Genomic DNA, 25,682 nt, shown 5'->3' on the forward strand with positions numbered 1-25,682 from the left:
GGCGTGAAGGCGGCCGGAACGCGATCGCAGACAAGAAGAAGGAAAGACCAAGATGCCGAAGGCCAACCCCCGTCACCCGAACTTTCCCATCCCCGGCGGCCCGGAACTGCGCGCAAAGGGCTGGCGGCAGGAGGCATTGCTGCGGCTGCTGGAAAACGTCCTTTCGGTCGGCGAGGATCCGGACAATCTGATCGTCTATGCCGCACTCGGCAAGGCGGCGCGCAACTGGGCCTCCCACAAGGCCATCGTAAAGACGCTCATGGAGATGGACGAGGACCAGACGCTGGTGATCCAGTCCGGCAAGCCGGTGGGGCTTTTAAAGACCCATGCCAAGGCGCCGCTGGTGATCATGGCCAATTGCAACATTGTCGGCCAATGGGCAAAGGCCGAGGTATTCTACGAGCTGGAAAGGCAGGGCTTAATCTGCTGGGGCGGGCTGACGGCCGGCGCCTGGCAATATATCGGCAGCCAGGGCGTCATTCAGGGCACCTACGAAATCTTCATGCGGATCGCCGAAAACCGGTTCGGTGGCGATCTCGCCGGGCGCTTCATCCTGACCGCCGGCTTGGGCGGCATGGGCGGCGCGCAGCCGCTCGCCGGCCGCATGGCGGGGGCTGCGATCCTGTGCATCGACATTGATCCCGTCCGCGCCGAAAAGCGAAAAGCGATCGGCTATCTCGAACATGTGGCGCCGGATCTCGATACGGCGCTGGCGATGATTGATCAGGCGGTCAAGGAAAAGCGCGCCACCTCCATCGGCCTTGTCGGCAATGCGGCCGCACTCTACCCTGAAATCGCCAGACGCGGCATCGTGCCGGATATCGTCACCGACCAGACCTCGGCCCACGATCTCGTTTACGGCTATGTGCCGAAGGGCATGAGCCTTGAGGAGGTCAAGCGGCTGCGTGTCGACGGGCAGGGGCAGCTGATGGCCGCAAGCCGCGCCTCGATCGTCGATCATGTGAAGGCCATGCTGGAGTTCCAGGCCAAGGGCGCAGAAGTCTTCGACAACGGCAACCTGATCCGCACCCAGGCGCGCGAGGGCGGCGTTGCCAATGCCTTCGATATCCGCATCTTCACTGAGGCCTATCTCAGGCCGCTGTTTGCCCGCGCCATCGGCCCCTTCCGCTGGATGGCGCTGTCGGGCGAGGAGTGCGACATCGCCCGCATCGACGATCTTTTGCTCGAAATGTTCCCCGACAACAAGATCGTCACCAACTGGATACGCCTTGCCCGTGAAAATGTGCCATTCGAAGGGCTGCCGGCCCGCATCGCGTGGCTCGGCCATGGCGAGCGGACGGAGCTGGCGGTGGCAGTCAATGCGCTGGTCGCATCCGGCGATCTCAAGGGGCCGATCGCCTTTTCCCGCGATCATCTCGACGCCGGCGCCATGGCGCATCCGAACATCATGACCGAACGGATGAAGGACGGTTCCGACGCCATTGCCGACTGGCCGTTGCTTGACGCCATGCTGCTTTGCTCATCGATGGCCGATCTCGTCGTCGTCCATTCCGGCGGCGGCGGTTATGCCGGCTATATGACCAGCTGCGGCGTGACGGTCGTTGCCGACGGCACGGAGGAGGGGGCGGAGCGGCTCAGTCATGCGCTGACCAACGACACGTCGCTCGGTGTCATCCGCTACGCCGATGCCGGTTATGAGGAGTCGGTGGACGAAATCGGCAAAAAGGGGATCGGTTATATCGCTCTGGATTGATCGACGGTGAACGCTTCATCGAAGCCTTGAAAATTACTCCGCCTGAGCGGTTCCGTTTGTTCTGGAACAACACTAGTGTGCCCGCGAACAACGCGGAGAACCCAGACCATGCCAGCTTCTGTGCGGATCGAAAACGAGCATCTGGCCGTCGATATTTCGTCGCTCGGTGCCGAAATGCAGGCGATCACCAGCCGGGACGGGCGTGCGTGGCTGTGGAACGGCGATGCGGCCTTCTGGAGCGGCCGTTCGCCCATTCTCTTCCCCATCGTCGGCAAGGCGCCCGGCGATACGATTTCGATTGATGGCAAGACCTACCCCATGGCGCAGCATGGGTTTGCCCGCCGCAGCGAATTCTCGCTTGCCGTATCGACACCGGCGATGTGCCGGTATGAATTGGCGGCATCGGAGACGACGCGATCGGTCTATCCCTTCGAGTTCGCTCTTGCCGTTGAACATCGGCTGGACGGCCATAGGCTGACGGTGGCGGCCGAAGTCGGCAATCGCGACGTCAAGGCAATGCCGTTCGGGATCGGGTTTCACCCGGCCTTCGTCTGGCCTTTGCCCGGCGCTGCGGGGCAGCCGCATGCCGTCACCCTGGACAACGGCGCCGAGCCGCCGCTTGTTCGCGTCCAGGCCGGGCTTCTGGACCCCACTGTCTTGCGCTCACCGTATCATGGCGGGCGGCTGGAGCTCGATCCGGCGATGTTCGATGCGGATGCGATGATCTTTCCTGAAGGTGCCGGAACCGGTCTTGCCTATGGCGCGAAGGGCGGTCCGCCCCTGCGGTTTCAATTCGACAACCTGCCCAATCTGGCACTCTGGACCAAGCCCGGGGCGCCGTTTCTTTGCATCGAGCCCTGGCATGGAATGGCGGCGCGTGCCGGCGGCTCCAATGCGCTCGATGAGCGGCCCTACACCGTGACGCTGGAGCCGGGTGCGACGGCACGTTTCGCGTTTTCCGTCGAGATACCGTCTGAAGAATAGGCAGCCAGGCGGGCGCGTTTCACACGACGGCTTCGCCGCCATCGACAACTAGGATCTGTCCAGTCATGTAGGATGAGCGGCCGGAAACGAGGAACAGGATCGATTCCGCGATCTCGCTGACATCTGCCCATCGTCCCATCGGCACCTTCTCGCGCACATAGGCCTCGATCGCGGCGCGTCCGCCCATCTGGGCGATGAAAGGGCTGTTAAAGGGCGTATCGACCCAGCCGGGGCAGAGCGCGTTGACGCGGATGCCGAATTTCGCGTAGTCGCCGGCCATCTGTTTGGTCATGGCGATGACGGCGTGTTTTGTGGTGGTATAGGCAATCATCTCACGGTCGTAGAGCACGCCGGAAGAGGACGACGTGTTGAGGATGACGCCGGAACCTTGGCGCTTCATCGCCGGTATGACGAAGCGGGCGGCCATGAAATGGGCGCGGACATTCAGGCTCCAGGAGCGGTCGAAGCCTTCGATTTCCACCTGTTCGAGATCGCCGGCCACCTGAGCTCCCGCGTGATTGTGCAGGATGTCGATGCGGCCATGGCGCTCAAGCACGGAAGCGATGCCCGCCTGAAGCGATATGTCGTCGGTGACGTCGAGGACGAGGCTTTCGGCACTGCCGCCGGCGTTCTCAATCATCGCCACGGTCTCTGCGGCACCTTCGGCACTGCGATCGGCGACGGCGACATGGGCGCCTTCGCGCGCCATGATCGCAGCACCCGCCTGGCCGATGCCGGAACCGGCGCCGGTGACGATGGCCACCCGGTCTTTCAGGATCATTGTCTACTCCCGGCCTGCACTTTTGTTGTCTTGTCCCGCATCAGCACGCGGGCAATCAGGATCATGAACAGCGAGGCGACCAGGACGATGGTGGCGATCGCGTTGATCTCCGGCGTCACGCCGCGCCTGATCGAGGCGAAGACGTAGATCGGCAAGGTCGTCTTCGAGCCCGCAACGAAGAAGGCGACGATGAAATCATCAAAGGAAAACGTGAAGGCGAGCAGGAAGCCGGCAAGCACCGACGGCAGGATCTGCGGCAGGACGATCTGGCGGAAGGTGGTGAACGGCGTCGCATAGAGATCGCCCGAGGCCTCGACGATATCGCGGCCGAGGCTGGCAATGCGGGCCTTGACGATCATGGTGACCAGCGCCAGCGAAAACAGGCCATGCGCGGCGATGATCGAGCCGTAGCCGAGGCCGAGCTGCGGCGGCTTGTCACCGGGCCAGATCGCGGCGAGCGCCGGGTTGACAAACGAGAAGACCTCGACCAGCGCCACCAGGGTGGCAATGCCGATGACGACGCCGGGCACGACGATGGCCGCGGCAAACAGGCCGTCGAAGATGGCGCGGCTGCGGCTGTTCAGGCGCTGCATGCCGAGCGCTGCCATGGTGCCGAAGACGGCCGCCAGAACGGCGCTGGTCAAGGCGATCATCAGGCTGTTCTGCAAGGCCGTGATCAGGAACGTGTTTCCAAGCGCCTTGCCGTACCACACAGTCGAGAAGCCGGTGAACTCGCTGGCGCTGCGCCCTGCATTGAACGAGAACAGCACGACCAGCGCGATCGGCGCATAGAGGAAGAGATAGACGGACGTGACGAGAGCGCGCATCAGACGAGATCCACCTGTCTTGAGCCGGAGACTTTCCAGGCAATGCGCATCGCCACCGTCAGCACGATGACGACGACCACGACGAGCGTCACGGCGATTGCCGAGCCGAAGGGCCAGTTGCGCGATTGCAGGAAGAGATCGACCAGCGCATTGCCGATGAAGAACACCTTGCCGCCGCCGAGCAGCTGCGGGATCAGATATTCGCCAAGCAATAGGATGGTGACGAGTGCCACACCGGTCATGACGCCGGGTAGCGACAAAGGCAGGGTAATGCCGAAGAAGGTCGAGACCGGCCTGGCGCCGAGATCGGCGGAGGCTTCGAGCAGGCGGCGGTCGAGCTTTTCGAGACTGACATAGATCGGCATGATCATCAGCGGCAGGTAGCCATAGACAATGCCGAGCAGCACGGCGCCAGGCGTATTCAGGAGCCGCACATCCTCGATGCCGATCATGCTCAGCAGGTTCGGGATGCCGCGTGAACCCAGAATGTACATCCAGGCATAGGTGCGCACGAGCAGGCTTGTCCAGAAGGGCACGACGACGAGGGAGACGAGCATCAGCCGGTACTTCGGATTGGATTTGACGGCGAGATAGTAGGCGACCGGATAGGCGACGATCAGACAGAGGAGGGCGCCGGCGGGCGCGATCATCATGGTGTTCCAGAAGGCGGCCGCGCGCGACGGGAGATTGGCGAATTGCGCGAAGGTGAAGGCAGGCTGATAACCGCCCTCCGGTGCGCGCTCGCCGAAGGAAAAGACCACCATCGCCATGAACGGCAGGACGAGGAAGACGAACAGCCATAACCCGGCAGGCGCCACAAGGGCCGCGGTCAGCAGTTGCCGTTTTCGGTCGGTGGTCATGGGCATGCGGGTTGGTCCTGTCTTATGCTTCGATGTGTGAGGCTTTGCCCCTCACCCTAGCCCTCTCCCCGCAGGCAGGGAGAGGGGACGATCGGGGGCGTGTTACGCTTCACTCGAAAACGATGGGTTTTCGCGGGAGCGGCCGCTCCTCCCTTCTCCCCGCTTGTGGGAAGAAGGTGGCCAACAGGCCGGATGAGGGGCTATACCGTCCGGAAAGATCAAGCCGACTTGAAGCGTGCCATCAGTTCGGCACGGGCCGGATCGGTCAACGTCACGGCCGCGCCGAATTCCAGCTTGGTCAGCGACGTCTCGTCCGGATAGACGATCTTGTTGGAGGTGACCTCGGCCGGAAGCAGCGCCAGCACCCGGCTGTCGGTCGTCGGCGCGCCGTTGGCGATGTGTTCCTTGACGGCATGGTCCGGCGTCATCAGATAGTCGAGCAGGGCGTAGCCGGCCGGCTTGTTGGCGGCGCTTTTCGGGATGGCGTAGAAATCCGTCCAGATCTCGCCGCCGTCGGTGCCGAGGGTATAGGCGATTTCCGGCATGTCGCGGTTGAGCTGGGCGCCGTCATTGGTCCAGCACATGGTCATCCAGGCGTCGGTGGCGCGCATGCCGGGCTGGTAGTCGCTGTTGATGCCGTAGAGATGCGGCTTGACCTTGATCAGCAGTTCTTCGGCCTTGGCGAGCTCTTCCGGCTTGATCGAATTGAAGGAATAGCCAAGCGACACAAGCGCGCTGCCGATGGTCGTCAGCTGATAGTCGTGGACCATGGCGCGGCCGTCGGCCTCGGTCATGGCGACCTCGAAGAAGTCCTTCCAGGAGGCGACCTTCGTCTTGATCTTCGAGGTGTTGACGGCCATGCCCGTCGTGCCCCAGTTCTTCGGCAAGGCGTAGGTCGTGCCGTCGATGGCGCCTTCGGAGGTGAAGCGGGCCGATTCCGAGGCCTGTGAAAACGCCGGCAGCTTTGCCATGTCGAGCGGGTCGATCAGGCCGAGCTTGACATAGGTGGAGATCGTATAATTGGTCGGAACGAACAGGTCCCAGCCGGTGCCGCCAGCCTGGAGCTTCGCCAGCATTTCCTCGTTGGAGCCGAAGACGTTGACTTCGACGGCAACGCCGGTCGCAGCCGTGAACGCCTCGAAGCTGGCCGGATCGTGATAGTTCGGCCAGGTCGCCAGCGACATGGTCTTGCCGAGGTCGTCGGCATAGGCGGTCGCGTTGAAGACGCCGGGCTGGCGGGCGAGAACGGCTGCGGCCAGGCCAAGGCCGGTGACGCCGAGGAAGTGGCGGCGGGTGACCGAGCCGCGCTTCAGGCGCATCCATTCGTCAGTCAGGCTTTCGGCAGTGATCGGGGCATTTTCTCTGTACCACTTTGTCATGACGCTGTTCCCTTTTTTGTCTTGACGTGTACGGCCTTGTCCTCAGGCCGGAAAAACATGCACTTTGCCGGGATCGAAGTTGAGCACGACCCGTTCGCCCGGTTCGACGAGATCGCTTTCCTGCACGCTGCGCCGGTCGGCGGTGACGAGGAAATCGCCAAGGCCATCGACGTTGATCTGGTATTCGGCGGTCGAGCCGAGGAAAATTCGGTGGGTGACTGTGCCGGTAAGCTGGCTGCCGTTGCCGTTTGACTGCCGGACAAGCTCGATCGCTTCCGGCCGCAATGCCACAGTTGCCGCACCCGGTTTGAGGCCGGACCGAGCCGCAAGCTCCGTTCCGTTCGGTAGCCGCAAGGTCGTGCCGCCGGCTTCGACGGTTGCCGCAATCCGGTTGGTCTTGCCGACGAAATCGGCGACGAAGAGATCGGCGGGCCGGTCGTAGATTTCCTGGGGCTTGGCCATCTGCACGATACGGCCGGCATTCATGACGCAGACCATGTCGCTCATCGACAGCGCCTCTTCCTGATCGTGGGTGACGAGCACGAAGGTGATGCCGAGTTCGCGCTGCAGCGTCTGCAGTTCGATCTGCATGGCGGTGCGCAACTTCTTGTCGAGAGCCGCCAGGGGTTCGTCGAGCAGAAGCACGGACGGCTTGTTGACGATGGCGCGGGCCAGCGCCACGCGCTGCTGCTGGCCGCCGGACATTTCATGGATGCGGCGTTTTTCGAAACCGCCGAGGCGGACCATCTCGAGGGCCTGTCGTGCCCGGGCGGAAATTTCGGCGGCGGCCAGCTTCGGCCGAGCCTGTTTCAGGCCATAGGCGACGTTCTGCTCGACATCGAAATGCGGGAAAAGCGCATAGTGCTGGAAGACCATGTTGACGGGGCGCCGATAGGGCGGGACGCCGTTCATCTCGCGGCCGTCGATCAGGACCGTGCCATGGCTCGGCTGTTCGAACCCGCCGATCATTCGGAGGCATGTGGTCTTGCCGCAGCCGGACGGCCCAAGCAGCGCCACGAAAGCGCCTTTCGGCACCGCAAGGTTTATGTCGGAAACGGCGGTCACGCTGCCATAGAGCTTGGTGACCGAACGGAACTCGATGTCGTTCGCTGAAACGGATGTCACTTAAAAATTCCCCGCGGTTGTTTTTCAGAATACCGGGCTTTCTTGCGGCCGCCCCGTTTCTCACCGTCTGGCCAATAGCCTATTCAAAACGGCCATGGGCGGTATATACCCCGAAAGAGGTATTTCAAGTTATTCACCGGTATGGAAGGTGTATACCCTGAGGGCAATTGCCGTTCTTTTTTGCAGGCTGGACGGGACATATGAGCATTGATCTGGAGGCACTGTTCAGGACGCTCGGGCCGATGATTGGCGGCGCGTCCATCGGTGACGGCGAGGCGGGCAACCGTTTCCGTGCGCTGATGCACTCTCTGGTCAGCTTCGATTATGCCGTCATTTTCGCCTATCGCGAAAAGGAGCGGCCGATCGATCTCTACAGCACCTTCACGCCGGATGAACATGTGATCTTCGTCAGCCTGTATCAGGCCGGGCCGTTCCTGCTCGATCCGTTCTATCTTGCGGCGTGCGAGCCCAGACCCGGTGTCTGGCGGATGCGCGAACTTGCTCCGGACCGGTTCTTTTCCAGCGAATATTTCCGCAGTTACTATACCCAGACGGGACTGGCGGAAGAGATCGGGTTCTTCATCGCACTGGAGGAGGGCATCACTGTCGTCCTGTCGCTGATGCGGCGGGAGCGGTCGGGCGGGTTTCCGGCAACCGAATTTTCGCTGTTGAAAAAGGCCGAACCGGTGGTGGCCGGTCTGGTTCGCCATGCCTGGCCGGATCTTGGCCGGCGCTTCGATGCGGCTTTGGCCAAAAGGGAAAGGGGCGGGCGCAAGTCTGCCCATCCGGCCGCCGATCGGGTGTGGCGCAATCTCAATCTGACGGAACGGGAGGCATCGATCGTCGAACTGGTGCTGCAGGGCCATTCATCCGAATCGATCGGACTGAGGCTTGGCATTTCCACCGGAACGGTGAAGGTCCATCGCCGCAACGTCTACCGCAAGCTCGGCATTTCCTCGCAKACGCAGCTCTTGTCGATCTACCTGAAAAATCTCGGACAGTAGAGAGGCACGGCCCCTTACGAGGATGCCGTGCCGCCATTGGATCAGGCGTTGATCAGCGCCAGCTGCGCGCGGGCATGAAGGATTTGCGAGCAGGCATTGGCAGCTTCCACACCCTTGACGACAAAATGGTCGCGGAAGAAGCGGATATGCTGTTCGGATTCCTGGAAGTTGTGCGGGGTAAGCACGGTCGACAGCACCGGCACGCCGGTATCGAGCTGAACCCGCATCATGCCGTCGAGCACGGTGGAGGCGACGAAATCGTGACGGTAGATACCGCCATCGACGACGAAGGCGGAACCGATGATCGCCGAGAAGCGGCCGGTTCTGGCGAGCGTCTGGGCATGCAGCGGGATTTCCAGCGCGCCGGGCACGTCGAAGATCTCGACGTCCGATGCCTTGCCGCCGAGCTTTTCCCAATGGGCAACGAAGGCGTTGACGCATTGATCGACGATATCGGCGTGCCAGCGCGCACGGATGATGGCGATTGTCTGGGTGGGATGGGAAGCGATTGTCATGTCAGTCTGGCCTTTCAAGGTTGCCATTTTTCAATGATCCCCTTGGGCGAACACGCAGGCGCGGCGACCCCTTGGATGGAGGTCTCCTGATCTGCTTGCTCTCTTTCATCCGGACTTTAACCGTCGGCTCCGGAATTTAACCGGATCTGCTGACCTTCATACCTCTATGCAGGCATAGGGATATGAAGCGCTCGCGGGCTCCGGGAACGTCGTCCCGTTACCGCCGGTGGGGAGTTTCACCCCGCCCTGAGAACGTGCGATGCCGACTATAGACAATGGCAGGCGGCCGTCAAATGCGGTGAGCGACGCCTACAACGAAAAAGGCGACAGATTTTTTCTAAAAAATCCGTCGCCTGAAACACGTTGTTCCGGATGCCCGTGGTTATTCGCGGATGATCAGCAGGTCGCTGGCCGTGAACCGTAGCGTCGCGACCTCGCCGACGGCCGGCGGCGTCAGGCCCGGCGCGTTGAACATGTCGAAGGAGATGACGGCATCGCCGACCTTCATTCGGGTGCGGATGACGGAGCCGAGGAAGTTGCTGGAAACGACTTGGCCGGTCAGCGCCGTGTCGCCCTTGGCACCTTCGGCGATCGAGCCCGCCTCCGGCCGCAAGGCAAGCGACAGCTTGTCGCCAGCCTTGAGCGTGGAACCGAGCGGTTCGCGCAGCGTGATGCCCTGATCGCCAATCGTAATCCTGTTGGTCGCAGGATCGGCAACCTTGGCTTCGATCATGTTCAGCGTGCCGACAAAGGAAGCGACGAAGCGGGTGGCCGGCTTGTTGTAGATGTCGAACGGCGTGCCGATCTGGTCGGCACGTCCACCGTTCATGACGACGATGCGGTCCGAGATCGACAGGGCTTCTTCCTGGTCATGGGTGACGAAAACGGTGGTGATGCCGAGTTGCTGCTGGATCGCCCGAATTTCCTCGCGCAGCGACACGCGGATCTTGGCGTCGAGGGCCGACAGTGGCTCGTCGAGCAGCAGAACCTGTGGCTTCGGAGCAAGGGCGCGGGCGAGCGCCACGCGCTGTTGCTGGCCGCCGGACATCTGATAGGGGAAGCGGTCGGCGAGGTGGCCGAGATGGATGAGGCCGAGCATCTCCTTGACACGGGCATCGACTGCCGACTTTTCCATGCCGGCGATCTTCAGGCCGAAGGCGACATTGTCGTGCACCGTCATGTTCGGAAACAGTGCATAGGCCTGGAAGACCATGCCGATATTGCGCTGGTTGGGTTTCAGTTCATTCTGGTTGCGGCCGTTGATGATGACCGTTCCGGCCGACGGCGTTTCGAAGCCGGCGATCATTCTGAGAATTGTCGTCTTGCCGCAGCCAGACGGTCCGAGAAAGGAGACGAATTCTCCCTTTTCGATGGTCATGTCGAAATCCTTGACCACCTGTACGGGGCCAAAGCTCTTCTGAATGCCGGCGAGTTCGAGAAAGGACATGGACGATCAATACCTCAGGGCTTGGAAGGAGCCGATTTGCTGAAACGGGAGACGAGCTGCAGAAGCACCATGCATCCCCAGGTGATGGCGAACGCGATGACCGCGAGCGCCGGCGGCTCATAGGCGCGGTTGGCGCCGATCAGCTGTAGATAGGGACCGAAGGCCGGGCGGTTGAGCAGCGACGGCATGGTGAACTCGCCGATGACGATGGCAAAGGTGATGAAGGCGCCGGAGAGTACGCCGCTCATGACATTGGGAAAAATGCACTTGAACATGATGGTCGGCCAGGATGCGCCGAGGCTTTGTGCGGCTTCCGTCAATATGCCGACGTCGATGGTGCGCATGGCCGTGTCCACCGAGCGGTACATATAGGGTAGCGACAACGTCATGAACGAAAACATCAGCAGCAGGTCTGTGCCGCGTGCCGAGCCGGTGAACGGAATATAGGAGGACGAATTGTAGAGCCGTAGATAGCCGAACACGATGACAATGGCCGGGATGACCAGCGGCATCAGCGTGATGAACTCGACCACCGGCCGCATCTGCGGCAGGCGCAGGCGAACCCAGTAGGCCGTCGGTACGACCAGAAGCACCCCGAAGATGATTGTCAGGATCGCCATCACGATCGAATAGCTGAAGGATTCGCGGAACTGGATATCGGAGAACACCGAGCGATAGGCATCGAAGGAATACTCGCCACGGCGCATGCGCAGCGAGAACTCGAACGTGGCGATCAGCGGAACGATGAAATAGGACGCACCGAACAGAACCGCGATCCAGGCGCCGATTTTTTGTGTCTTCATTTCTGCCACCGTTCGGCGCGCATGCGGAGCCAGATGTAGATGAGGTTGGAAATCCCGGTAATGACGATCATGCCGAGCGCCAGGGCGTAACCGAGATTGGGATTGTGCAGAACGTCGCCGCGGATCTGGGCATAGAGCTGGATCGGTACGATGTTGAAGGTCGAGCCGGTCAATGAATAGGCGGTCGCGATGGCGCCAAAAGCGTTGGCGAACAGAAGCAGCGTCGTGCCCAGAATGCTCGGGAACAGGATCGGCAGGGCCACCTTGGTCCAGTACTGCCTGTTTGTCGCGCCAAGGATTTCGGCAGCTTCGCGCCATTCCTTCTTCAGACCGTCGAGGGCCGGGGTGATGATCAGCACCATCAGCGGGATCTGGAAATACATGTAGGTCAGCGTCAGGCCGACGAAGCTCAAGAGATTGAAGCCGGTGGCATAGAGATTGATGCCGAACCAGTCGCGCAGGATCATGGTGACGAGGCCGGTACGGCCGAGCGTCGCCAGAAAGGCGAAGGCAAGCGGCACGCCGGCAAAGTTGGATGCAACGCCCGAGAAAGTCAGAAGCGAAGACCGGATCCAGGACGGCAGGCCGCCGAGCACCACGGCCCAGGCGAGGAAGAAACCGATCAGGGCACCGCCGATCGACGATGCCAGGCTGACCTTGATGGAAATCCAGTAGGAGGCGAGAATCTTGTCGGTGAACAGGCCGCCAATGTTCTCGAACGTGAATTCGCCGGCCGGGTTGAGAAACGCGCCGGTGACCAGATAGAGCGTCGGGGCAATCAGGAACATCACTGCAAACAGCAGGAACGGCGTAATGCCCAGCCAATCGATGGCCGTCTTCTTCAAATCAATGGCCCTGTTGGCGCTCATCCGGAAACCGTCTGTCAAGAATTGAAAAATAGCCTTCCCGCGCGGTTGCGGGAAGGCCTTGTTGCGACAGTCTTACTGTACGTTGGCGCCAACGACTGTATCCCAGCCCTTGGTGATGACTTCCTTGTAGGCTTCCTGCTGTTCGAGCGTCGGGAACACGGCCTTTTCATAGGCAGCGGCCGGCGGCAGCTTGTCGAGCAGTTCCTTCGGGATCTTGTTGTTCTTGGCAAGATCGTTGAAGCGGATCGGGTGGCAATAGCCCTTCAGCCAGCCGAGCTGACCTTCGTCGGAATACAGGTATTCCATCCACAGCTTTGCAGCATTCGGGTGCGGAGCGAAGGCCGAAATCGCCTGGACGTAGACGCCGGCAACAACGCCCGAAGCCGGGATCACAACGTCGACCGGCGGGTTGCCGGCAAGCGTGTCACGGTCGGACAGGGCGTTGTAGTCCCAGCGCAGGATGATCGGGGTCGTGCCCTGGGCAAGCGGCGCGGACTTGCCGATGACCGGAACGAAGTTGCCCTTGGCATTCAGTTCCTTGAAGAAGGCAAGGCCTGCTTCGCCGGACTTGGCAACGTCACCGGCCGCAGCCGAAAGGCCAGCGGCGAAAACACCGGAGATGGCCTGGTTTGCGGTGCGCGGGTCACCGGCGAGAGCCACCATGTTGGCGAATTCCGGCTTCTGCAGGTCGGCCCAGTCCTTCGGGCTTTCCTTGACCAGATCCTTGTTCACTTCGAAGGCCATGACGCCGTAGTAATCGCCGTACCAGAAGCCATCAGCGTCCTTGGCGGTGTCGGGGATCGAATCCCAGGTTTCAACCTTGTAGGGCTGGATCAGGCCGTCGGCCTTGGCGGACGGGCCAAAGGAGAGGCCGACGTCGACAACGTCTGGGGCCTGGTCGCCCTTGTTGTCCTTGTTGGCCTTGATGGCTTCGATTTCGTCGCCCGAACCGGCGTCCGGGTTGAGTTCGTTGACGGTGAGGCCATATTTGGCCTTGAAGCCTTCGATGACGCCGCCGTAGCCGCACCAGTCGTGGGGCAGGGCGATGGTTGTCAGCGTGCCTTCTGCCTTGGCAGCGGCGATCAGCTCGGCGCTCGGTTCGGCAGCGGCAATAGCGGTCGATGCCATGACCATGGCGGTCGAAAGCGAAAGCAGGCGGCGCATATGTGAAATCACTGGTCTTCTCCTTGTGGTTAATTCAGTCAACTTCGAGGAAGCTGATACTGGGGTCCGATGAAGCTTATGTGACAGGTATTGTCCCCTTTGCGACCAGACGTTCGCAGCCGGAACACCTTCATTTTATTTTAAAAATTTACATCCGCCCGGGTGCCGGCGCCACTAGTTTTATGTCTGACTTGCGGATCGTAGCGTCCCCCGTACCGGTTACCCGGCGCCACGTCCCGTACCACTTGCTCCTCCTAAAGCGGCTTTCGAAAAAGCCTTGTTGAATCGAACAGGCCTTCGAGCGTTTTCATGCGGTCATGCGTCTCGTCCCAGATGGAACTCTGCACGGCCTCGATCAGCGCTTCGACGGCAAACAGGATGACGACCGAGCTATCCCAGGCGGACGGCGCTTCGATCTGGATGCGGAAGACGCGCCGCGCCGATTTGGCGATGGGTGAACTCCACTGGTCGGTGAACAGGATGATTTCGACGCCGCGTTCGCGGGCGATGCGCGACAGCGTTTCCATTTCCTGCTCGTAGCGGCGGATGTCGAACATGATCAGGACGTCGCCCTTTTTCATGTCGAGCACGTAGTGCGGCCACGAACTGGAATTGGAGGCGATCTGGGTGACGCCGGAGCGAACGACCTGAAGATGGGTGAAGAAATAGTCGGCCAGGGCCCGGGTGATGCGTCCGCCGACCAGGTAGATATTGCGCTTGCGGTCGGCGATCATCGCTGCCGCGCCGTCGAATTCGGCGGTCTCCAGCTGCGCCAGCGTCTCGCGCATATTGTTCATCGTCGCATCGGCGAAACGGTTGAGGATATGCGTGCCCGGCGCATTGGCCGCCCAGCGGTCATGTTTGCTGATCGGATTGGAAATGGTCGCTTCGAGCTCCTGATGAAGCCGCGACTGAAAGTCGGGAAACCCGCGAAATCCGATCTTCTGTACCATGCGGGCGACCGTCGGCGTCGACACGCCGGCATTCTCGGCCACAGTCGTGATGCTGCCGAGTCCGGAAACCGGATAGTTGTCGAGAAGCGTCGCTGCCAACTGTTTTTCCGCGCGGGTGAGCACGGCAAAATGGGCGTTGATCACATCCGACACCGTCATAGTGCCTACGGTATTGGTCAAAATTCATCCCCTGCGCCGGTCTCTGCCAGCTTTGTGACAGAGTAAACATCGCTGTCACAATTCGAGTCAATGGATTTTTTGAAGAGATCGTTTCAGATTCCGGTTGACATGGGTTAAAACGTGAAGAATTCTTTTCAGTATCGGCAGTCAAGCGTGATTTGAGGAAATCACCGGCTGTTCGATTCTTGCTTCCACGTATGATTTCAGCGGCTTCCAGCCCGACCGGGAAATGCGTGGTGCCGATCAGGCAACCGGAAGGGGACCGGATTTGACGAGGCTTTTGACAGAGGCGGATGGATCGCCCGTAGCAGTGGAAAACGCAGAAGCGCCAAGCCCGGTGCTTTTGGTCTGCGAACACGCCTCGCGCCGCCTTCCTGAAAAAATGGGTTCTCTCGGCCTTTCACCCGAAGCGCTGGTCAGCCATATCGCCTGGGATCCCGGTGCACTTGCGGTGTCGCAACTGCTGGTCAAAAGCCTCGATGCCGCTTTGATCTACCAGCGTTTTTCCCGCCTGGTCTACGATTGCAACCGTCCCCCGGAAGCTGAAGCGGCCATGCCGCCGGTCAGCGAAGTTTTTGAAATACCCGGCAATGCAGCCATTTCGGCCGCTGAGCGGCTGGCCCGGACTGAGGCGCTCTATGTGCCTTTCACCGACGCCATCTCGGGCTTCATCGCCACGCGAAAGGCCCATGGCCGTCCACCTGTCATGGTGACGATGCACACATTCACGCCGGTCTATCACGGCAAGAAACGCGACGTCGAAATCGGCATCCTGCACGACGAGGATAGCCGGCTGGCGGACGCGATGCTGGCCGCGGCCGGGAAATCGGCACGTTATGCCGTGCGCCGGAACGAGCCCTATGGACCGGCCGACGGCGTTACGCATACTCTGATCAAGCACGGCTTGAAGAATGGCCTGCTCAACGTAATGATCGAGATCCGCAACGATCTCGTTTCGGATGAAATCGGTCAAAGGGTCATGGCCGATTATCTGACGGGCCTCCTGGGCGAAAGCCTGGCTGCACTGTCACAATAAAAAGACCTGGGGAGCGGCATGTCCGCGGAGACTGGTCCATGGGCTTCCATGGACAACGGCACTTCAGCCGGCCGGCAATAAAGCCGGAGGCTGGTCGATACAGGGGAAAAAAATGTCAGAATATACAGATACCGATAAACACGAGGACATGCAGGTCCTCCATTCGATGGGCTATGCGCAAGAACTTGAACGGCGCATGAGCTCCTTCTCGAACTTCGCCGTTTCCTTCTCGATCATCTGCATCCTTTCGGGCGGCATCAACTCGCTCGCCCAGGCAACCTCGGGTGCCGGCGGTGCCGCCATCGGCATCGGCTGGCCGGTCGGCTGCTTCGTTTCTCTCGTCTTTGCCGTTGCCATGGCACAGATCAGCTCTGCCTATCCGACGGCCGGCGGCCTCTATCATTGGGGCTCCATCCTCGGCAACCGTTTCACCGGCTGGGTCACCGCCTGGTTCAACCTGCTTGGTCTCGTCACCGTTCTCGGTGCCATCAATGTCGGCACCTATTACTTCTTCATGGGATCTTTCGGCACACCTTACTTCGGCCTGGAAGATACCACGACGGTCCGCATCCTTTTCCTGGTCGTGATCACCGGCCTGCAGGCAATCGTGAACCACATGGGCATCGGCCTCACGGCCAAGCTCACCGACTTCTCCGGCTATCTGATCTTTGCAACGGCGATCGCGCTTTCGGCCGCTTGCCTTGCGGCGGCGGATACCTACGAGTTTGGCCGCCTGTTCACCTTCTCCAACTATTCAGGCGAAGCCGGCGGCAACGTCTGGCCGGCAACATCGGGCACCTGGGTCTTCCTGCTGGGTCTGCTTTTGCCGATCTACACCATCACCGGTTACGACGCCTCCGCCCATACGTCCGAAGAAACCGTCAAGGCCGCAACGTCGGTTCCGCGCGGTATGGTCTCTTCGGTTCTGTGGTCGGCTCTGTTCGGCTACATCATGCTGTGCAGCTTCGTTCTGATGCTTCCCAGCATGGACGATGCCGCCAAGCAGGGCTGGAACGTGTTCTTCTGGGCGATGGACACGCAGGTCCATCCAGTTATCAAGGACATTCTCTATCTCGCTATCCTGGTCAGCCAATGGCTGTGCGGCCTGGCCACGGTGACGTCCGTGTCGCGCATGATCTTCGCCTTCTCGCGTGACGGCGGTCTGCCGGCATCGAAGGCTCTGGCAAAGGTCAGCCCTGCCTATCGCACGCCGGTCGCAGCGATCTGGACCGGTTCCATCCTCTCGGTTCTGTTCGTTTGGGGCTCGTCGCTTGTGACGATCGGCGAGACGCCGGTTTACACCATCGTCGTGTCCTGCACGGTCATCTTCCTGTTCTTCTCCTTCGCGATCCCGATCACGCTCGGCCTCTTTGCCTGGGGCACATCGAAGTGGGACAAGATGGGGCCGTGGAACCTTGGCGAAGGCATGTTCAAGCTGTTTGCCGTGCTGACGATCCTGGCCATGGTGCTGATCTTCGTGCTCGGCGTTCAGCCTCCGAATGATCCTGCCCTCTACGTGACCGTCGGCTTCCTGATTCTGACCGGCATCGTCTGGTTCGGCTTCGAAAGCCGCCGTTTCAAGGGCCCGCCGATCGGCGACGAAGTTGCGCGTCGCGCAGCTGAAATCGCGGCCGCCGAAAAGGCTGTTGGACAGAAATGATCCGATAAAAACAGTGCGGAAGCCGCGTCGGTGCGGCTTCCGCCAGTCGTCCAGCAAACGGGGCCGCGCAAGGCTTCGGTATGATCAAGCACGGGATTTTTGCAATGAGCGCGAGCTATTCGTTTGAAGAATTGAAGAAGGATGTCGCCGAAGGCCGCATCGATACGGTTCTGGCCTGCCAGATCGACATGCAGGGCCGCCTGATGGGCAAGCGCTTTCACGCGCAGTTCTTCGTCGATAGCGCATGGGAAGAGACCCATAGCTGCAACTATCTCTTGGCGACCGATCTCGAAATGGAAACGGTCACCGGCTACAAGTCGACGAGCTGGGAATCCGGCTACGGCGACTATACGATGAAGCCGGACCTTTCGACGCTTCGCCGCATTCCATGGCTCGAAGGCACGGCGCTGGTTCTCTGCGACATGCTCGATCACCACACCCACAAGGAAGTGCCGCATTCGCCGCGCGCCATTCTCAAGCGCCAGATCGCCCGGCTGGAAGCCATGGGCCTCAAGGCGTACATGGCGACCGAGCTCGAATTCTTCCTGTTCGACCAGAGCTATGACACCGCCCGCGAGAGCGGATACCGCAATCTGAAGCTCGCCAGCGGCTACAACGAGGACTACCACATCTTCCAGACGACAAAGGAAGAAGACGTGATGCGGGCAATCCGCAACGGTCTGCAGGGTGCCGGCATTCCGGTGGAAAACTCCAAGGGCGAGGCGTCCGCCGGCCAGGAGGAGATCAACGTGCGCTACGCCGATGCTCTGACCATGGCCGACCGGCACGTGATCATCAAGAACGGCTGCAAGGAAATCGCCTGGACCAAGGGCAAGGCGATCACCTTCCTTGCAAAGTGGAACTACAATGCCGCCGGTTCGTCGTCGCATATTCACCAGTCGCTCTGGAGCGCTGACGGCAAGACGCCGCAATTCTTCGACAAGGAAGCCACATACGGCATGTCGCAGATGATGCGCCACTACGTCGCCGGGCTTTTGACGCATGCGAGCGAGATCACCTATTTCCTCGCGCCCTATATCAACTCCTACAAGCGGTTCATGGCAGGCACCTTCGCGCCGACCAAGGCCGTCTGGAGCAAGGACAATCGCACCGCCGGCTACCGCCTGTGTGGCGAAGGTACCAAGGCAATCCGCATCGAGTGCCGCGTCGGCGGCTCCGATCTCAACCCGTATCTCGCAATGGCGGCGCTGATTGCGGCCGGTATTGCCGGGATCGAAGGCAAGCTGGAGCTGGAAGCCCCCTTTGTCGGCGACGCCTATGGCGGCAAGAATATCCGCGAAATCCCGGGCACGCTGCGCGACGCAACGCGGGCGATGAATTCGTCGAAGATGCTGCTCGACGCCTTCGGCGAGGATGTCATCGAACACTACACCCGCGCTGCCGAATGGGAGCAGGAAGAATATGACCGCCGCGTGACCGACTGGGAAGTTGCGCGCGGTTTCGAGAGGGCGTAACGCCGTCGGTCTATAACGGCTCCGGTCCGGCACGCCCGAACAGGCGGTGCCGGATCATAATTTTTGACGACAGAACAGGAAGACGATCATGACCATGATCCAATGCATTTCCCCGGTGAACGGGGAGGTTTATGCGGAGCGCCCGGCGGTTGACGCCGTTGTCGCTTCGGCAGCCGTTGCGCGTGCGCGCGCCGCGCAGAAAAGCTGGGCCAAGCGCCCGGTCGAGGACCGCGTCAAGCTGGTGCTCGCCGGTGTCGCGCGCCTCAACGAAATGGTCGACGAGGTCGTGCCGGAACTGGCCTGGCAGATGGGCCGTCCCATTCGCTACGGCGGCGAGTTTCGCGGCTTCAACGAGCGCTCCAACTATGTGGCGACCATTGCTGCCGATGCGCTGGCACCGATCATCGTCGAGGACAGTGCCAGTTTCGAGCGCCGGATCGAGCGCGTCGCCCATGGCGTCGTCTTCGTCATCGCGCCGTGGAACTATCCCTACATGACGGCGATCAACACGGTCGCGCCGGCTTTGATGGCGGGCAACACCGTGATCATCAAACATGCCAGCCAGACGATCCTTGTCGGCGAACGCATGGTGCGCGCCTTTGTCGAGGCCGGCGTTCCCGAAGACGTGTTTCAGAATATCTTCCTCGATCACGCGACGACGTCGCAGCTGATCGCGGCCAAGAGCTTCGATTTCGTCAACTTTACCGGCTCCGTCGAAGGCGGCCGGTCGATCGAGCGGGCTGCAGCCGGCACCTTCACCGGGCTTGGCCTCGAACTCGGCGGCAAGGATCCGGGCTACGTCATGGAAGACGCCGATCTGGATGCTGCTGTCGATACGCTGATGGACGGCGCGATGTTCAATTCCGGGCAATGCTGCTGCGGCATCGAACGCATCTACGTCAATGAAAACCTCTATGACGATTTCGTCGAGAAGGCCGTCGCCTTTGCTTCGGCCTACAAGCTCGGCAATCCGCTGGAACAGGAAACCTCGCTCGGGCCGATGGCGCACAAGCGTTTCGCCGCCGAAGTGCGTGCACAGACCGCCGAAGCTGTCGCCAAGGGCGCCAAGGCGCTGGTCGATCCGAAGCTGTTTCCGCAGGATGACGGCGGCGCCTATCTCGCCCCACAGGTTCTCGTCGACGTCGATCACTCGATGAAGGTGATGACCGAAGAGAGCTTCGGCCCGGTCGTCGGCATCATGAAGGTGAAGAACGATGCCGAGGCGCTGGCCTTGATGAACGATTGCAAATACGGCCTGACCACATCGCTCTGGACCAAGGACGCAGAGCGCGCCGCGCGTATCGGCCAGGACCTTGAGACCGGCACCGTGTTCATGAACCGCGCCGACTATCTCGATCCGGCGCTCTGCTGGACCGGCGTCAAGGAAACCGGCCGCGGCGGCTCGCTGTCTGTCATCGGTTTCCAGAACCTGACCCGCCCGAAATCCTACCACTTGAAGAAAGCCTGAACGATGACCATCACAGCCAACTGGAGCTACCCGACATCCATCAAGTTCGGCGCGGGCCGGATCAAAGAGCTTGCCGACCATTGCAAGGCGCTCGGCATCAAGAAGCCGCTGCTGGTCACCGACCGCGGCCTGGCGCCGATGCCGATCACCCAGAACGCGCTCGATATCCTGGAAGCCGCAGGTCTTGGCCGCGCGCTGTTTGCCGATGTCGACAGCAATCCGACCGACGTCAACCTCGATGCGGGCGTGAAAGCCTTCAAGGCCGGCGGCCATGACGGTGTCATCGCCTTCGGTGGCGGCTCCGGCCTCGACCTTGGCAAATGCGTTGCCTTCATGGCCGGCCAGACCCGGCCGGTCTGGGATTTCGAGGATGTCGGTGACTGGTGGACACGTGCCAGTGTCGAGGGTATTGCGCCGATCATCGCCGTGCCGACCACGGCAGGCACCGGTTCGGAAGTGGGCCGGGCCTCGGTCATCACCAACTCGCAGACGCACACCAAGAAGGTGATTTTCCATCCGAAGTTCTTGCCCGCAGTGACCATCTGCGATCCGGAACTGACGGTCGGCATGCCGAAGATCATCACCGCCGGCACCGGCATGGATGCCTTTGCCCATTGCCTGGAAGCCTATTCCTCGCCGTTCTACCATCCGATGTCGGCTGGTATCGCGCTCGAAGGTCTGCGCCTCGTCAAGGAATACCTGCCGCGCGCCTACAAGGACGGCACGGACATCGAAGCCCGCGCCCATATGATGTCGGCTGCCGCCATGGGTGCCGTCGCCTTCCAGAAGGGGCTTGGCGCCATCCACTCGCTGTCGCATCCGGTCGGGGCGATCTACAACACCCATCACGGCATGACCAACGCCGTCGTCATGCCGCCGGTTCTACGCTTCAACCGCCCGGCGATCGAGGCCAAGATCGCAATGGCTGCCGCCTATCTCGGTATTTCCGGCGGCTTCGACGGCTTCTATGACTATGTGCTGAAGCTGCGCGAGGAACTGGGCGTGCCGGACAAGCTGTCGGCGCTTGGCGTCGGTACCGACCGCATCGACGAAATGGCCGCGATGGCGATCGTCGATCCAACAGCCGGTGGCAATCCGGTCGAGCTGACGCTCGAAGCCGCCAAGCAGCTTTTCCGCGATTGCATCTAGTCTTTTCAGTTCCGTCACGTTGATGTCGAAGAGCCCGGAAAGCTTTGGTTTTCCGGGCTTTTTCATGTCCGCTGACACGTCTGGAGACCGGCTTGTCAATTCTCGGGAGGGCGGCGTTCAGTCTTTGTTAACCACGATCTGAAAGGTTTGGTTAACCGAGGCGCAATTGATTTTGCGCTTTGCCGTGAGCCATGCCGGGGCTCTGGCCTTTTCAGACAGGAACAGACATGCCAGTCATTACATTCGCAAACACCAAGGGCGGAGCGGGCAAGACGACCGCAGCGCTTATCCTGGCGACCGAGCTTGGGCGCAATGGAGCCCGCGTCACCATTCTCGACGCCGACCCGCAGCACTGGATTTCGCATTGGCACGATATTTCGGGAAAGGTCGCGAATATCGAGGTGATTTCCTCCGTGACGATGGCGTCGATTCAGACGCATATCCACGACAACCGGGCAAGGACCGACTATTTCATCATCGATCTCGCCGGCGCGCGCAACACGCTGATGGCAACCGCGATCGGCCTGTCCGATCACGTGATGATACCGATCCAGGGCTGTGCCATGGACGCCAAGGGCGGCGCTCAGGTGCTGGAACTGCTGGGTCATCTCGAGGAGAAGGCAGGTATCCGCATCAAACACTCAGTCGTCTTGACGCGGGTCAATTCGCTGGTAACCACACGGGCGCTGCAGGTGGTCAAGCAACTGCTGTCTGAGCGTTCCGTGCCGGTGCTCGATACGCCGATCATCGAGCGCGCGGCCTTCCGCGACATCTTCGACTGTGGCGGCACCTTGCAGACGATGGACCCGGCAAGGGTCAGCAATCTCGACAAAGCCTGTCAGAACGCCCGCGCCTTCGGTGACGAAGTGCGCAGGCTCGTTCCGCTGCGGCTCACAGGCGGCATGCGCCGCGCCGCGTGAAGCCAACCACTCGGCATCTCGGCGCCGCGCGTTTTTCGCGCGGCGTTTTTGCATTTTGCAGAAGGCCAAAGCGCGCCGCGATCTTTCAGATTCGCTTCCTGCCCATTAGGTCCTTCATGTGCGCATATCGTTATCGCAAAACCGCTGCGCACGTTTGCGCGACATGCTCTAAAACCTGCGGTCGATGAAATGTTTGGCCTGTGCGCCGGCATGATAGAAGGCCGATTTGAGGGTGCGCCATGGATCGGGCGTTAGCGGCGTTTCGACAAGCGGCAGGGCGTTCGGTTCGCCGCTGACGTGGTTGGCCAGCGCGCGGCCGAACACGGTGCCAGGTGCGATGCCGCGGCCGTTATAGCCGCTGACCGAAAAGACGTTGGGGGCCATCACATGCATCTGCGGCAGGTTGTTGGTGGTCATGCCGATGCGTCCGTCCCACCAGTATTCAAAGCGGAAATCGCCGAGTGCCGGGAAAAGCTTGCGTAGCGAGCGCTCGGCAAAGGCGCGGTGGGTGCCTTCGGCCAGCGCATCGAGACGGCCGACGCTACCAAAAATCAGCCGGTTCTGCTGGTCCATGCGGAACGAGGTCATGACCAGCCCGGTATCCCAGCAGCCCTGCCGTTCCGGCAGGATGGTCCGGGCGATGTTGTCGGACAGCGGGTTCGTGGCGAACTGGAAATAGGGCAGGATCGTCAATTCCTGGGTATGCGCCTTCCAGGGTGTCTTGCTCAATAGGTCGCCATAGGCTTCGGTTGCAACGATGACAGATTTGGCGGTGATCGTTCCGCCAGGTACGCCGAGTTTCCAGAGGTCGCCCCGGCGTTCGGCGGATTGCAACGCGGTTTCCGTATAGATTTGCGCGCCGGCGGCAAGAGCGGCGCGAGCAAGGCCGCGGGCATAGGCAAGCGGCTGGATCGTGCCGGCCCGGCGGTCAAGCAGGGCGCCGGAGAAACCCTGCGCACCGGTCAGCGATCGGGTACGGCCCGCATCGACCACTTCCACCGGCGCCCCGAACGTCTTCCACTGCCGTTCACGGTCGCGGATGTCTTTCAGGCCTTCGGCGCCGACAGCCAGATGCAGTGTACCGTTGCGAACGGCTTCGCAGGCGATGGCGTGTTTTTCGACAAGTTGGTAGACCAGCGACGGACCATCACCAAGCTCGGTCAGCAGCCGCGTACCGACTTGCTTGCCGAGGGTGGCAATAAGATCCTCAGGCTTCGTCCACATGCCGGCATTGACGAGGCCGACATTGCGGCCGGAGCCGCCAAAACCGATCATTTTTGCTTCAGCGATGGCGACGCTGACACCCTTTTCGGCAAGATGCAAAGCTGCGGAAAGTCCGGTAAAGCCACCGCCGATCACGGCGACATCGACCGTGATGTCGGTTGCAAGCGGCTTTGTTTCAGGAGCCGCCGGTGCCGTGGCATGCCAGAGGTTGGGGAGGGTACGTTCGGCGGCCATCACGGCATTCCTCGTCTGTCGGAATTGGTCTTTGAGTTCTCCGACAGATAAAGCATCGCGGCAATGTTTTTTAATGACAATATCTGATGAGGTGATGAAGCCTTACGATATCGGTCCAAGGGGCAGGCGGGCTAATCAGGCGGGTGGGGTCGCGGCGCTACCAAGCTTAAACGCCACGGCCCCCGATCTCCGCCTTCGCGAAAGTGTGCCCAAATTGTCTCGCGTTTCCGTACCCGGTACGGCGAAGGTCGCCAAGGCTGCGGTTAATCGTAACCTTGACCCAACCATTCTCACCGTTCTGCGGATTTCGTCACCCTCCAATTAGGGGAGAGGCCAGCGATTATTAGCCTTTGGAGCCTCGTACAGAAGGACGGCGTGGAGCGATGCTGCTCCTTCGGTCAAGCCGTCCGATGCAGCGGGCGGCCGATTTCAGGCAACCCGGAGGGCAGAATGCGTCTCATTTATCGTAAGAGGCTCTAATCGACGAATTCAACCGTTGTGCCGACGCTGACCATTTTGGCGAGCTCGGTGGCGTCCCAGTTGGTCAGGCGCACGCAGCCATGGCTCTGGGTCTTGCCGATCTTGGAGGGTTCCGGTGTTCCATGGATGCCGTAGGTCGGCTTCGACAGCGCGATCCAGACCGTGCCGACCGGACCGTTCGGTCCCGGCTGCAGCGTCAGGATCTTGTCGTTCTGGCCCTGCTTGAAGTTGATCTTCGGATTGTAGGTGTAGCCGGGGTTGAGCGCGATGCGATCGACCTGAACCGTGCCCGAGGGGGATGGCGTGTCGGACGAGCCGATGGTTGCCGGGTAGGCGGAAATCAGAGTGCCGGCCTCATCATAGGCAAACACCTGCTTGCGGTATTTGTCCGCAACGATGCGCGCCACCTTGGCCTTCTTGACCTCGCCCGGATTGATCACCTTGATGATCGTGCCCGGGATAGTGAAGTCGATACCGGGGTTCAGCTCGCGCAGATAGGCTTCGTCCATGTGGAATTTCTCGCCGAGCATTTCCGTCGTCGAGGTGAAGGAGAGGTGCGGCAGGGCTGCCTTGTGGGCATAGTCTTCCGGAATGGAGGCGACATAGGGACCGGCAGCATCGGCTGCGGTGATCGTGTAGGTGGTGATCGGCAGGCCGCCGGTAAAGCGCAGACGCTCGAGAATGTCGTCGGTATTGTTCGGATCCAGCGTTTCCCCGGTTGCCTGCTGCCAGGCCTCGATCGCCTTGGTCACGTTGGAGCCGGTCTTGCCGTCGATCACGCCCGGCGAAAAGCCTTCCCGATCGAGGAAAACCTGCAGCGCGGTGATTTCGGCACTGGATTTCTTGGTGATTCGGGCAGCCGATGGCAAGGTCTGGCGCTCAGGCATGCCTTCCTCAGGCGGCAGGGCCGCCATGTCGTTTTCGTCTTGCATCGGCAGACTTGCCGGCAATTCCTGACGGTCGACGTTTTGCGGCGACGCATCACGGTAGTCCGGGATAGAGCCGGTAATATCGCCGGGCTGCGAAAAGCCCTGGTCGGTGAAGGCGGGATCGGAATAACCATAGTCAGGATTGGTATAGACGTCGCGGTTGCGCTCGCGGCGGCGCCCGTCATTGCGCGGCCGTCCCGATCCCATCACGGTCGCGACAACATTGCCCCAGCTATCGACCAGAACGGTCCGGCCGCGGCGGTCGCGCATGATCTGCACGTCGGGGGATTCGGGGATGTAATCGAGAATTTCACCCTGCGGCGTCACCAGAACCGAATTGGGCGGCAGGCGGCCAAAGCTGTCCTGAGCTCCCGCGGCAGAGGCAGAGGCGATCACGCTGATGGCGGCAAAAAGGGCAAGGCGGGTTCTCAAAACGAACGTCACGGTGAAACCTGTTGTCTGGCAATTGAGCTCGGGGCCTACAAATCAAATGGGACGGTAA

22 protein-coding genes and 1 riboswitch are annotated in these 25,682 nt (G+C 61.0%); of the genes, 9 read left to right on the forward strand and 13 right to left on the reverse strand.

Translation table 11 applies throughout. The features are described 5' to 3' along the window. Positions 1–52 precede the first annotated feature (52 nt). Together AC1D17_RS05120 and AC1D17_RS05125 are read left to right on the forward strand one after the other, a co-directional pair. The gene (locus AC1D17_RS05120; RefSeq protein ID WP_477564343.1) at positions 53–1,714 is read left to right on the forward strand and encodes a urocanate hydratase; all 1,662 of its coding nucleotides are present in this window, start codon (positions 53–55) and stop codon (positions 1,712–1,714) included. A 108-nt stretch (positions 1,715–1,822) separates the two neighbouring features. Continuing rightward, the gene (locus tag AC1D17_RS05125) at positions 1,823–2,698 is read left to right on the forward strand and encodes an aldose 1-epimerase family protein (protein WP_477564344.1); all 876 of its coding nucleotides are present in this window, start codon (positions 1,823–1,825) and stop codon (positions 2,696–2,698) included. Between the two features lie 19 nt (positions 2,699–2,717). On the opposite strand, the gene AC1D17_RS05130 is transcribed toward AC1D17_RS05125, so the two are convergent. From AC1D17_RS05130 to AC1D17_RS05150, 5 genes are all read right to left on the reverse strand, one after another. After that, positions 2,718–3,479, reverse strand: coding sequence for an SDR family NAD(P)-dependent oxidoreductase (locus AC1D17_RS05130; RefSeq protein ID WP_477564345.1), 762 nt, complete (start codon positions 3,477–3,479; stop codon positions 2,718–2,720). Continuing rightward, entirely contained in the window at positions 3,476–4,306 is an 831-nt protein-coding gene (locus AC1D17_RS05135; protein WP_477564346.1) for an ABC transporter permease, read from the reverse strand. Before AC1D17_RS05135 ends, AC1D17_RS05130 begins: the two co-directional genes overlap by 4 nt. Further along, positions 4,306–5,172: an ABC transporter permease gene (locus tag AC1D17_RS05140; RefSeq protein ID WP_477564347.1), complete on the reverse strand. Its 867-nt coding sequence runs from the start codon at positions 5,170–5,172 to the stop codon at positions 4,306–4,308. The genes AC1D17_RS05135 and AC1D17_RS05140 overlap by 1 nt, the downstream gene beginning before the upstream one ends. Before the next feature lie 212 nt (positions 5,173–5,384). Next, positions 5,385–6,545, reverse strand: a complete 1,161-nt coding sequence (locus AC1D17_RS05145; protein ID WP_477564348.1) for a polyamine ABC transporter substrate-binding protein — start codon at positions 6,543–6,545, stop codon at positions 5,385–5,387. Between the two features lie 42 nt (positions 6,546–6,587). Further along, on the reverse strand, positions 6,588–7,670 hold the full coding sequence (locus tag AC1D17_RS05150; protein WP_477564349.1) for an ABC transporter ATP-binding protein: 1,083 nt from the start codon (positions 7,668–7,670) through the stop codon (positions 6,588–6,590). Between the two features lie 200 nt (positions 7,671–7,870). Between AC1D17_RS05150 and AC1D17_RS05155 the strand changes: the two genes are divergently transcribed. Beyond that, positions 7,871–8,674: a helix-turn-helix transcriptional regulator gene (locus tag AC1D17_RS05155; protein WP_477564350.1), complete on the forward strand. Its 804-nt coding sequence runs from the start codon at positions 7,871–7,873 to the stop codon at positions 8,672–8,674. 41 nt (positions 8,675–8,715) lie between these two features. Here the strand turns inward: AC1D17_RS05155 and AC1D17_RS05160 are convergent, their stop codons facing one another. The 6 genes from AC1D17_RS05160 to AC1D17_RS05185 form a co-directional block, all read right to left on the reverse strand. Then, positions 8,716–9,189: a 6,7-dimethyl-8-ribityllumazine synthase gene (locus AC1D17_RS05160; RefSeq protein WP_477564499.1), complete on the reverse strand. Its 474-nt coding sequence runs from the start codon at positions 9,187–9,189 to the stop codon at positions 8,716–8,718. A gap of 93 nt (positions 9,190–9,282) precedes the next feature. Then, positions 9,283–9,447: riboswitch (FMN riboswitch) on the reverse strand. A gap of 124 nt (positions 9,448–9,571) precedes the next feature. Then, on the reverse strand, positions 9,572–10,636 hold the full coding sequence (locus AC1D17_RS05165) for an ABC transporter ATP-binding protein (protein ID WP_477564351.1): 1,065 nt from the start codon (positions 10,634–10,636) through the stop codon (positions 9,572–9,574). Positions 10,637–10,650: 14 nt separating this feature from the next. Next, positions 10,651–11,439 (reverse strand): ABC transporter permease, encoded by a 789-nt coding sequence (locus tag AC1D17_RS05170; protein WP_477564352.1) that lies wholly within the window; start codon positions 11,437–11,439, stop codon positions 10,651–10,653. Further along, the gene (locus AC1D17_RS05175; RefSeq protein WP_264221589.1) at positions 11,436–12,308 is read right to left on the reverse strand and encodes an ABC transporter permease; all 873 of its coding nucleotides are present in this window, start codon (positions 12,306–12,308) and stop codon (positions 11,436–11,438) included. The genes AC1D17_RS05170 and AC1D17_RS05175 overlap by 4 nt, the downstream gene beginning before the upstream one ends. A 72-nt stretch (positions 12,309–12,380) precedes the next feature. Beyond that, complete coding sequence (locus AC1D17_RS05180; RefSeq protein ID WP_477564353.1) at positions 12,381–13,484, reverse strand: ABC transporter substrate-binding protein; 1,104 nt, start codon at positions 13,482–13,484, stop codon at positions 12,381–12,383. 242 nt (positions 13,485–13,726) lie between these two features. Beyond that, entirely contained in the window at positions 13,727–14,584 is an 858-nt protein-coding gene (locus tag AC1D17_RS05185) for a MurR/RpiR family transcriptional regulator (protein WP_477564500.1), read from the reverse strand. Between the two features lie 289 nt (positions 14,585–14,873). Between AC1D17_RS05185 and AC1D17_RS05190 the strand changes: the two genes are divergently transcribed. The 6 genes from AC1D17_RS05190 (at position 14,874) to AC1D17_RS05215 (ending at position 22,313) form a co-directional block, all read left to right on the forward strand. Further along, positions 14,874–15,641, forward strand: coding sequence for an N-formylglutamate amidohydrolase (locus tag AC1D17_RS05190; protein ID WP_477564354.1), 768 nt, complete (start codon positions 14,874–14,876; stop codon positions 15,639–15,641). A gap of 112 nt (positions 15,642–15,753) precedes the next feature. Then, complete coding sequence (locus AC1D17_RS05195; protein WP_477564355.1) at positions 15,754–17,301, forward strand: amino acid permease; 1,548 nt, start codon at positions 15,754–15,756, stop codon at positions 17,299–17,301. A gap of 104 nt (positions 17,302–17,405) precedes the next feature. Then, entirely contained in the window at positions 17,406–18,776 is a 1,371-nt protein-coding gene (locus tag AC1D17_RS05200; protein WP_477564356.1) for a glutamine synthetase family protein, read from the forward strand. An 88-nt stretch (positions 18,777–18,864) separates the two neighbouring features. Beyond that, positions 18,865–20,244 (forward strand): aldehyde dehydrogenase family protein, encoded by a 1,380-nt coding sequence (locus AC1D17_RS05205; protein ID WP_477564357.1) that lies wholly within the window; start codon positions 18,865–18,867, stop codon positions 20,242–20,244. A 3-nt stretch (positions 20,245–20,247) separates the two neighbouring features. After that, entirely contained in the window at positions 20,248–21,393 is a 1,146-nt protein-coding gene (locus AC1D17_RS05210) for an iron-containing alcohol dehydrogenase (protein WP_264221581.1), read from the forward strand. 227 nt (positions 21,394–21,620) lie between these two features. After that, on the forward strand, positions 21,621–22,313 hold the full coding sequence (locus AC1D17_RS05215) for an AAA family ATPase (RefSeq protein ID WP_477564358.1): 693 nt from the start codon (positions 21,621–21,623) through the stop codon (positions 22,311–22,313). Between the two features lie 168 nt (positions 22,314–22,481). On the opposite strand, the gene AC1D17_RS05220 is transcribed toward AC1D17_RS05215, so the two are convergent. Both AC1D17_RS05220 and AC1D17_RS05225 read right to left on the reverse strand, forming a co-directional pair. Beyond that, positions 22,482–23,771 carry an NAD(P)/FAD-dependent oxidoreductase gene (locus AC1D17_RS05220; protein WP_477564359.1) on the reverse strand — a complete coding sequence of 430 codons (1,290 nt, stop codon included), beginning with the start codon at positions 23,769–23,771 and terminating at the stop codon, positions 22,482–22,484. Positions 23,772–24,247: 476 nt separating this feature from the next. Further along, positions 24,248–25,624 (reverse strand): L,D-transpeptidase family protein, encoded by a 1,377-nt coding sequence (locus AC1D17_RS05225; protein ID WP_477564360.1) that lies wholly within the window; start codon positions 25,622–25,624, stop codon positions 24,248–24,250. Between the last annotated feature and the right edge of the window lie 58 nt (positions 25,625–25,682).

This window comes from Pararhizobium sp. P1_E7 (assembly GCF_056405855.1).

Coding starts and splice junctions, on each gene's coding strand:
- AC1D17_RS05135 (WP_477564346.1), bottom strand. CDS start 4,306: ATGCGCGCTCTCGTCACGTCCGTCTATCTCTTCCTCTATGCGCCGATC.
- AC1D17_RS05145 (WP_477564348.1), bottom strand. CDS start 6,545: ATGACAAAGTGGTACAGAGAAAATGCCCCGATCACTGCCGAAAGCCTG.
- AC1D17_RS05185 (WP_477564500.1), bottom strand. CDS start 14,584: ATGACGGTGTCGGATGTGATCAACGCCCATTTTGCCGTGCTCACCCGC.
- AC1D17_RS05195 (WP_477564355.1), top strand. CDS start 15,754: ATGTCAGAATATACAGATACCGATAAACACGAGGACATGCAGGTCCTC.
- AC1D17_RS05205 (WP_477564357.1), top strand. CDS start 18,865: ATGACCATGATCCAATGCATTTCCCCGGTGAACGGGGAGGTTTATGCG.
- AC1D17_RS05160 (WP_477564499.1), bottom strand. CDS start 9,189: ATGACAATCGCTTCCCATCCCACCCAGACAATCGCCATCATCCGTGCG.
- AC1D17_RS05215 (WP_477564358.1), top strand. CDS start 21,621: ATGCCAGTCATTACATTCGCAAACACCAAGGGCGGAGCGGGCAAGACG.
- AC1D17_RS05140 (WP_477564347.1), bottom strand. CDS start 5,172: ATGCCCATGACCACCGACCGAAAACGGCAACTGCTGACCGCGGCCCTT.
- AC1D17_RS05220 (WP_477564359.1), bottom strand. CDS start 23,771: ATGGCCGCCGAACGTACCCTCCCCAACCTCTGGCATGCCACGGCACCG.
- AC1D17_RS05210 (WP_264221581.1), top strand. CDS start 20,248: ATGACCATCACAGCCAACTGGAGCTACCCGACATCCATCAAGTTCGGC.
- AC1D17_RS05175 (WP_264221589.1), bottom strand. CDS start 12,308: ATGAGCGCCAACAGGGCCATTGATTTGAAGAAGACGGCCATCGATTGG.
- AC1D17_RS05130 (WP_477564345.1), bottom strand. CDS start 3,479: ATGATCCTGAAAGACCGGGTGGCCATCGTCACCGGCGCCGGTTCCGGC.
- AC1D17_RS05165 (WP_477564351.1), bottom strand. CDS start 10,636: ATGTCCTTTCTCGAACTCGCCGGCATTCAGAAGAGCTTTGGCCCCGTA.
- AC1D17_RS05125 (WP_477564344.1), top strand. CDS start 1,823: ATGCCAGCTTCTGTGCGGATCGAAAACGAGCATCTGGCCGTCGATATT.
- AC1D17_RS05120 (WP_477564343.1), top strand. CDS start 53: ATGCCGAAGGCCAACCCCCGTCACCCGAACTTTCCCATCCCCGGCGGC.
- AC1D17_RS05170 (WP_477564352.1), bottom strand. CDS start 11,439: ATGAAGACACAAAAAATCGGCGCCTGGATCGCGGTTCTGTTCGGTGCG.
- AC1D17_RS05200 (WP_477564356.1), top strand. CDS start 17,406: ATGAGCGCGAGCTATTCGTTTGAAGAATTGAAGAAGGATGTCGCCGAA.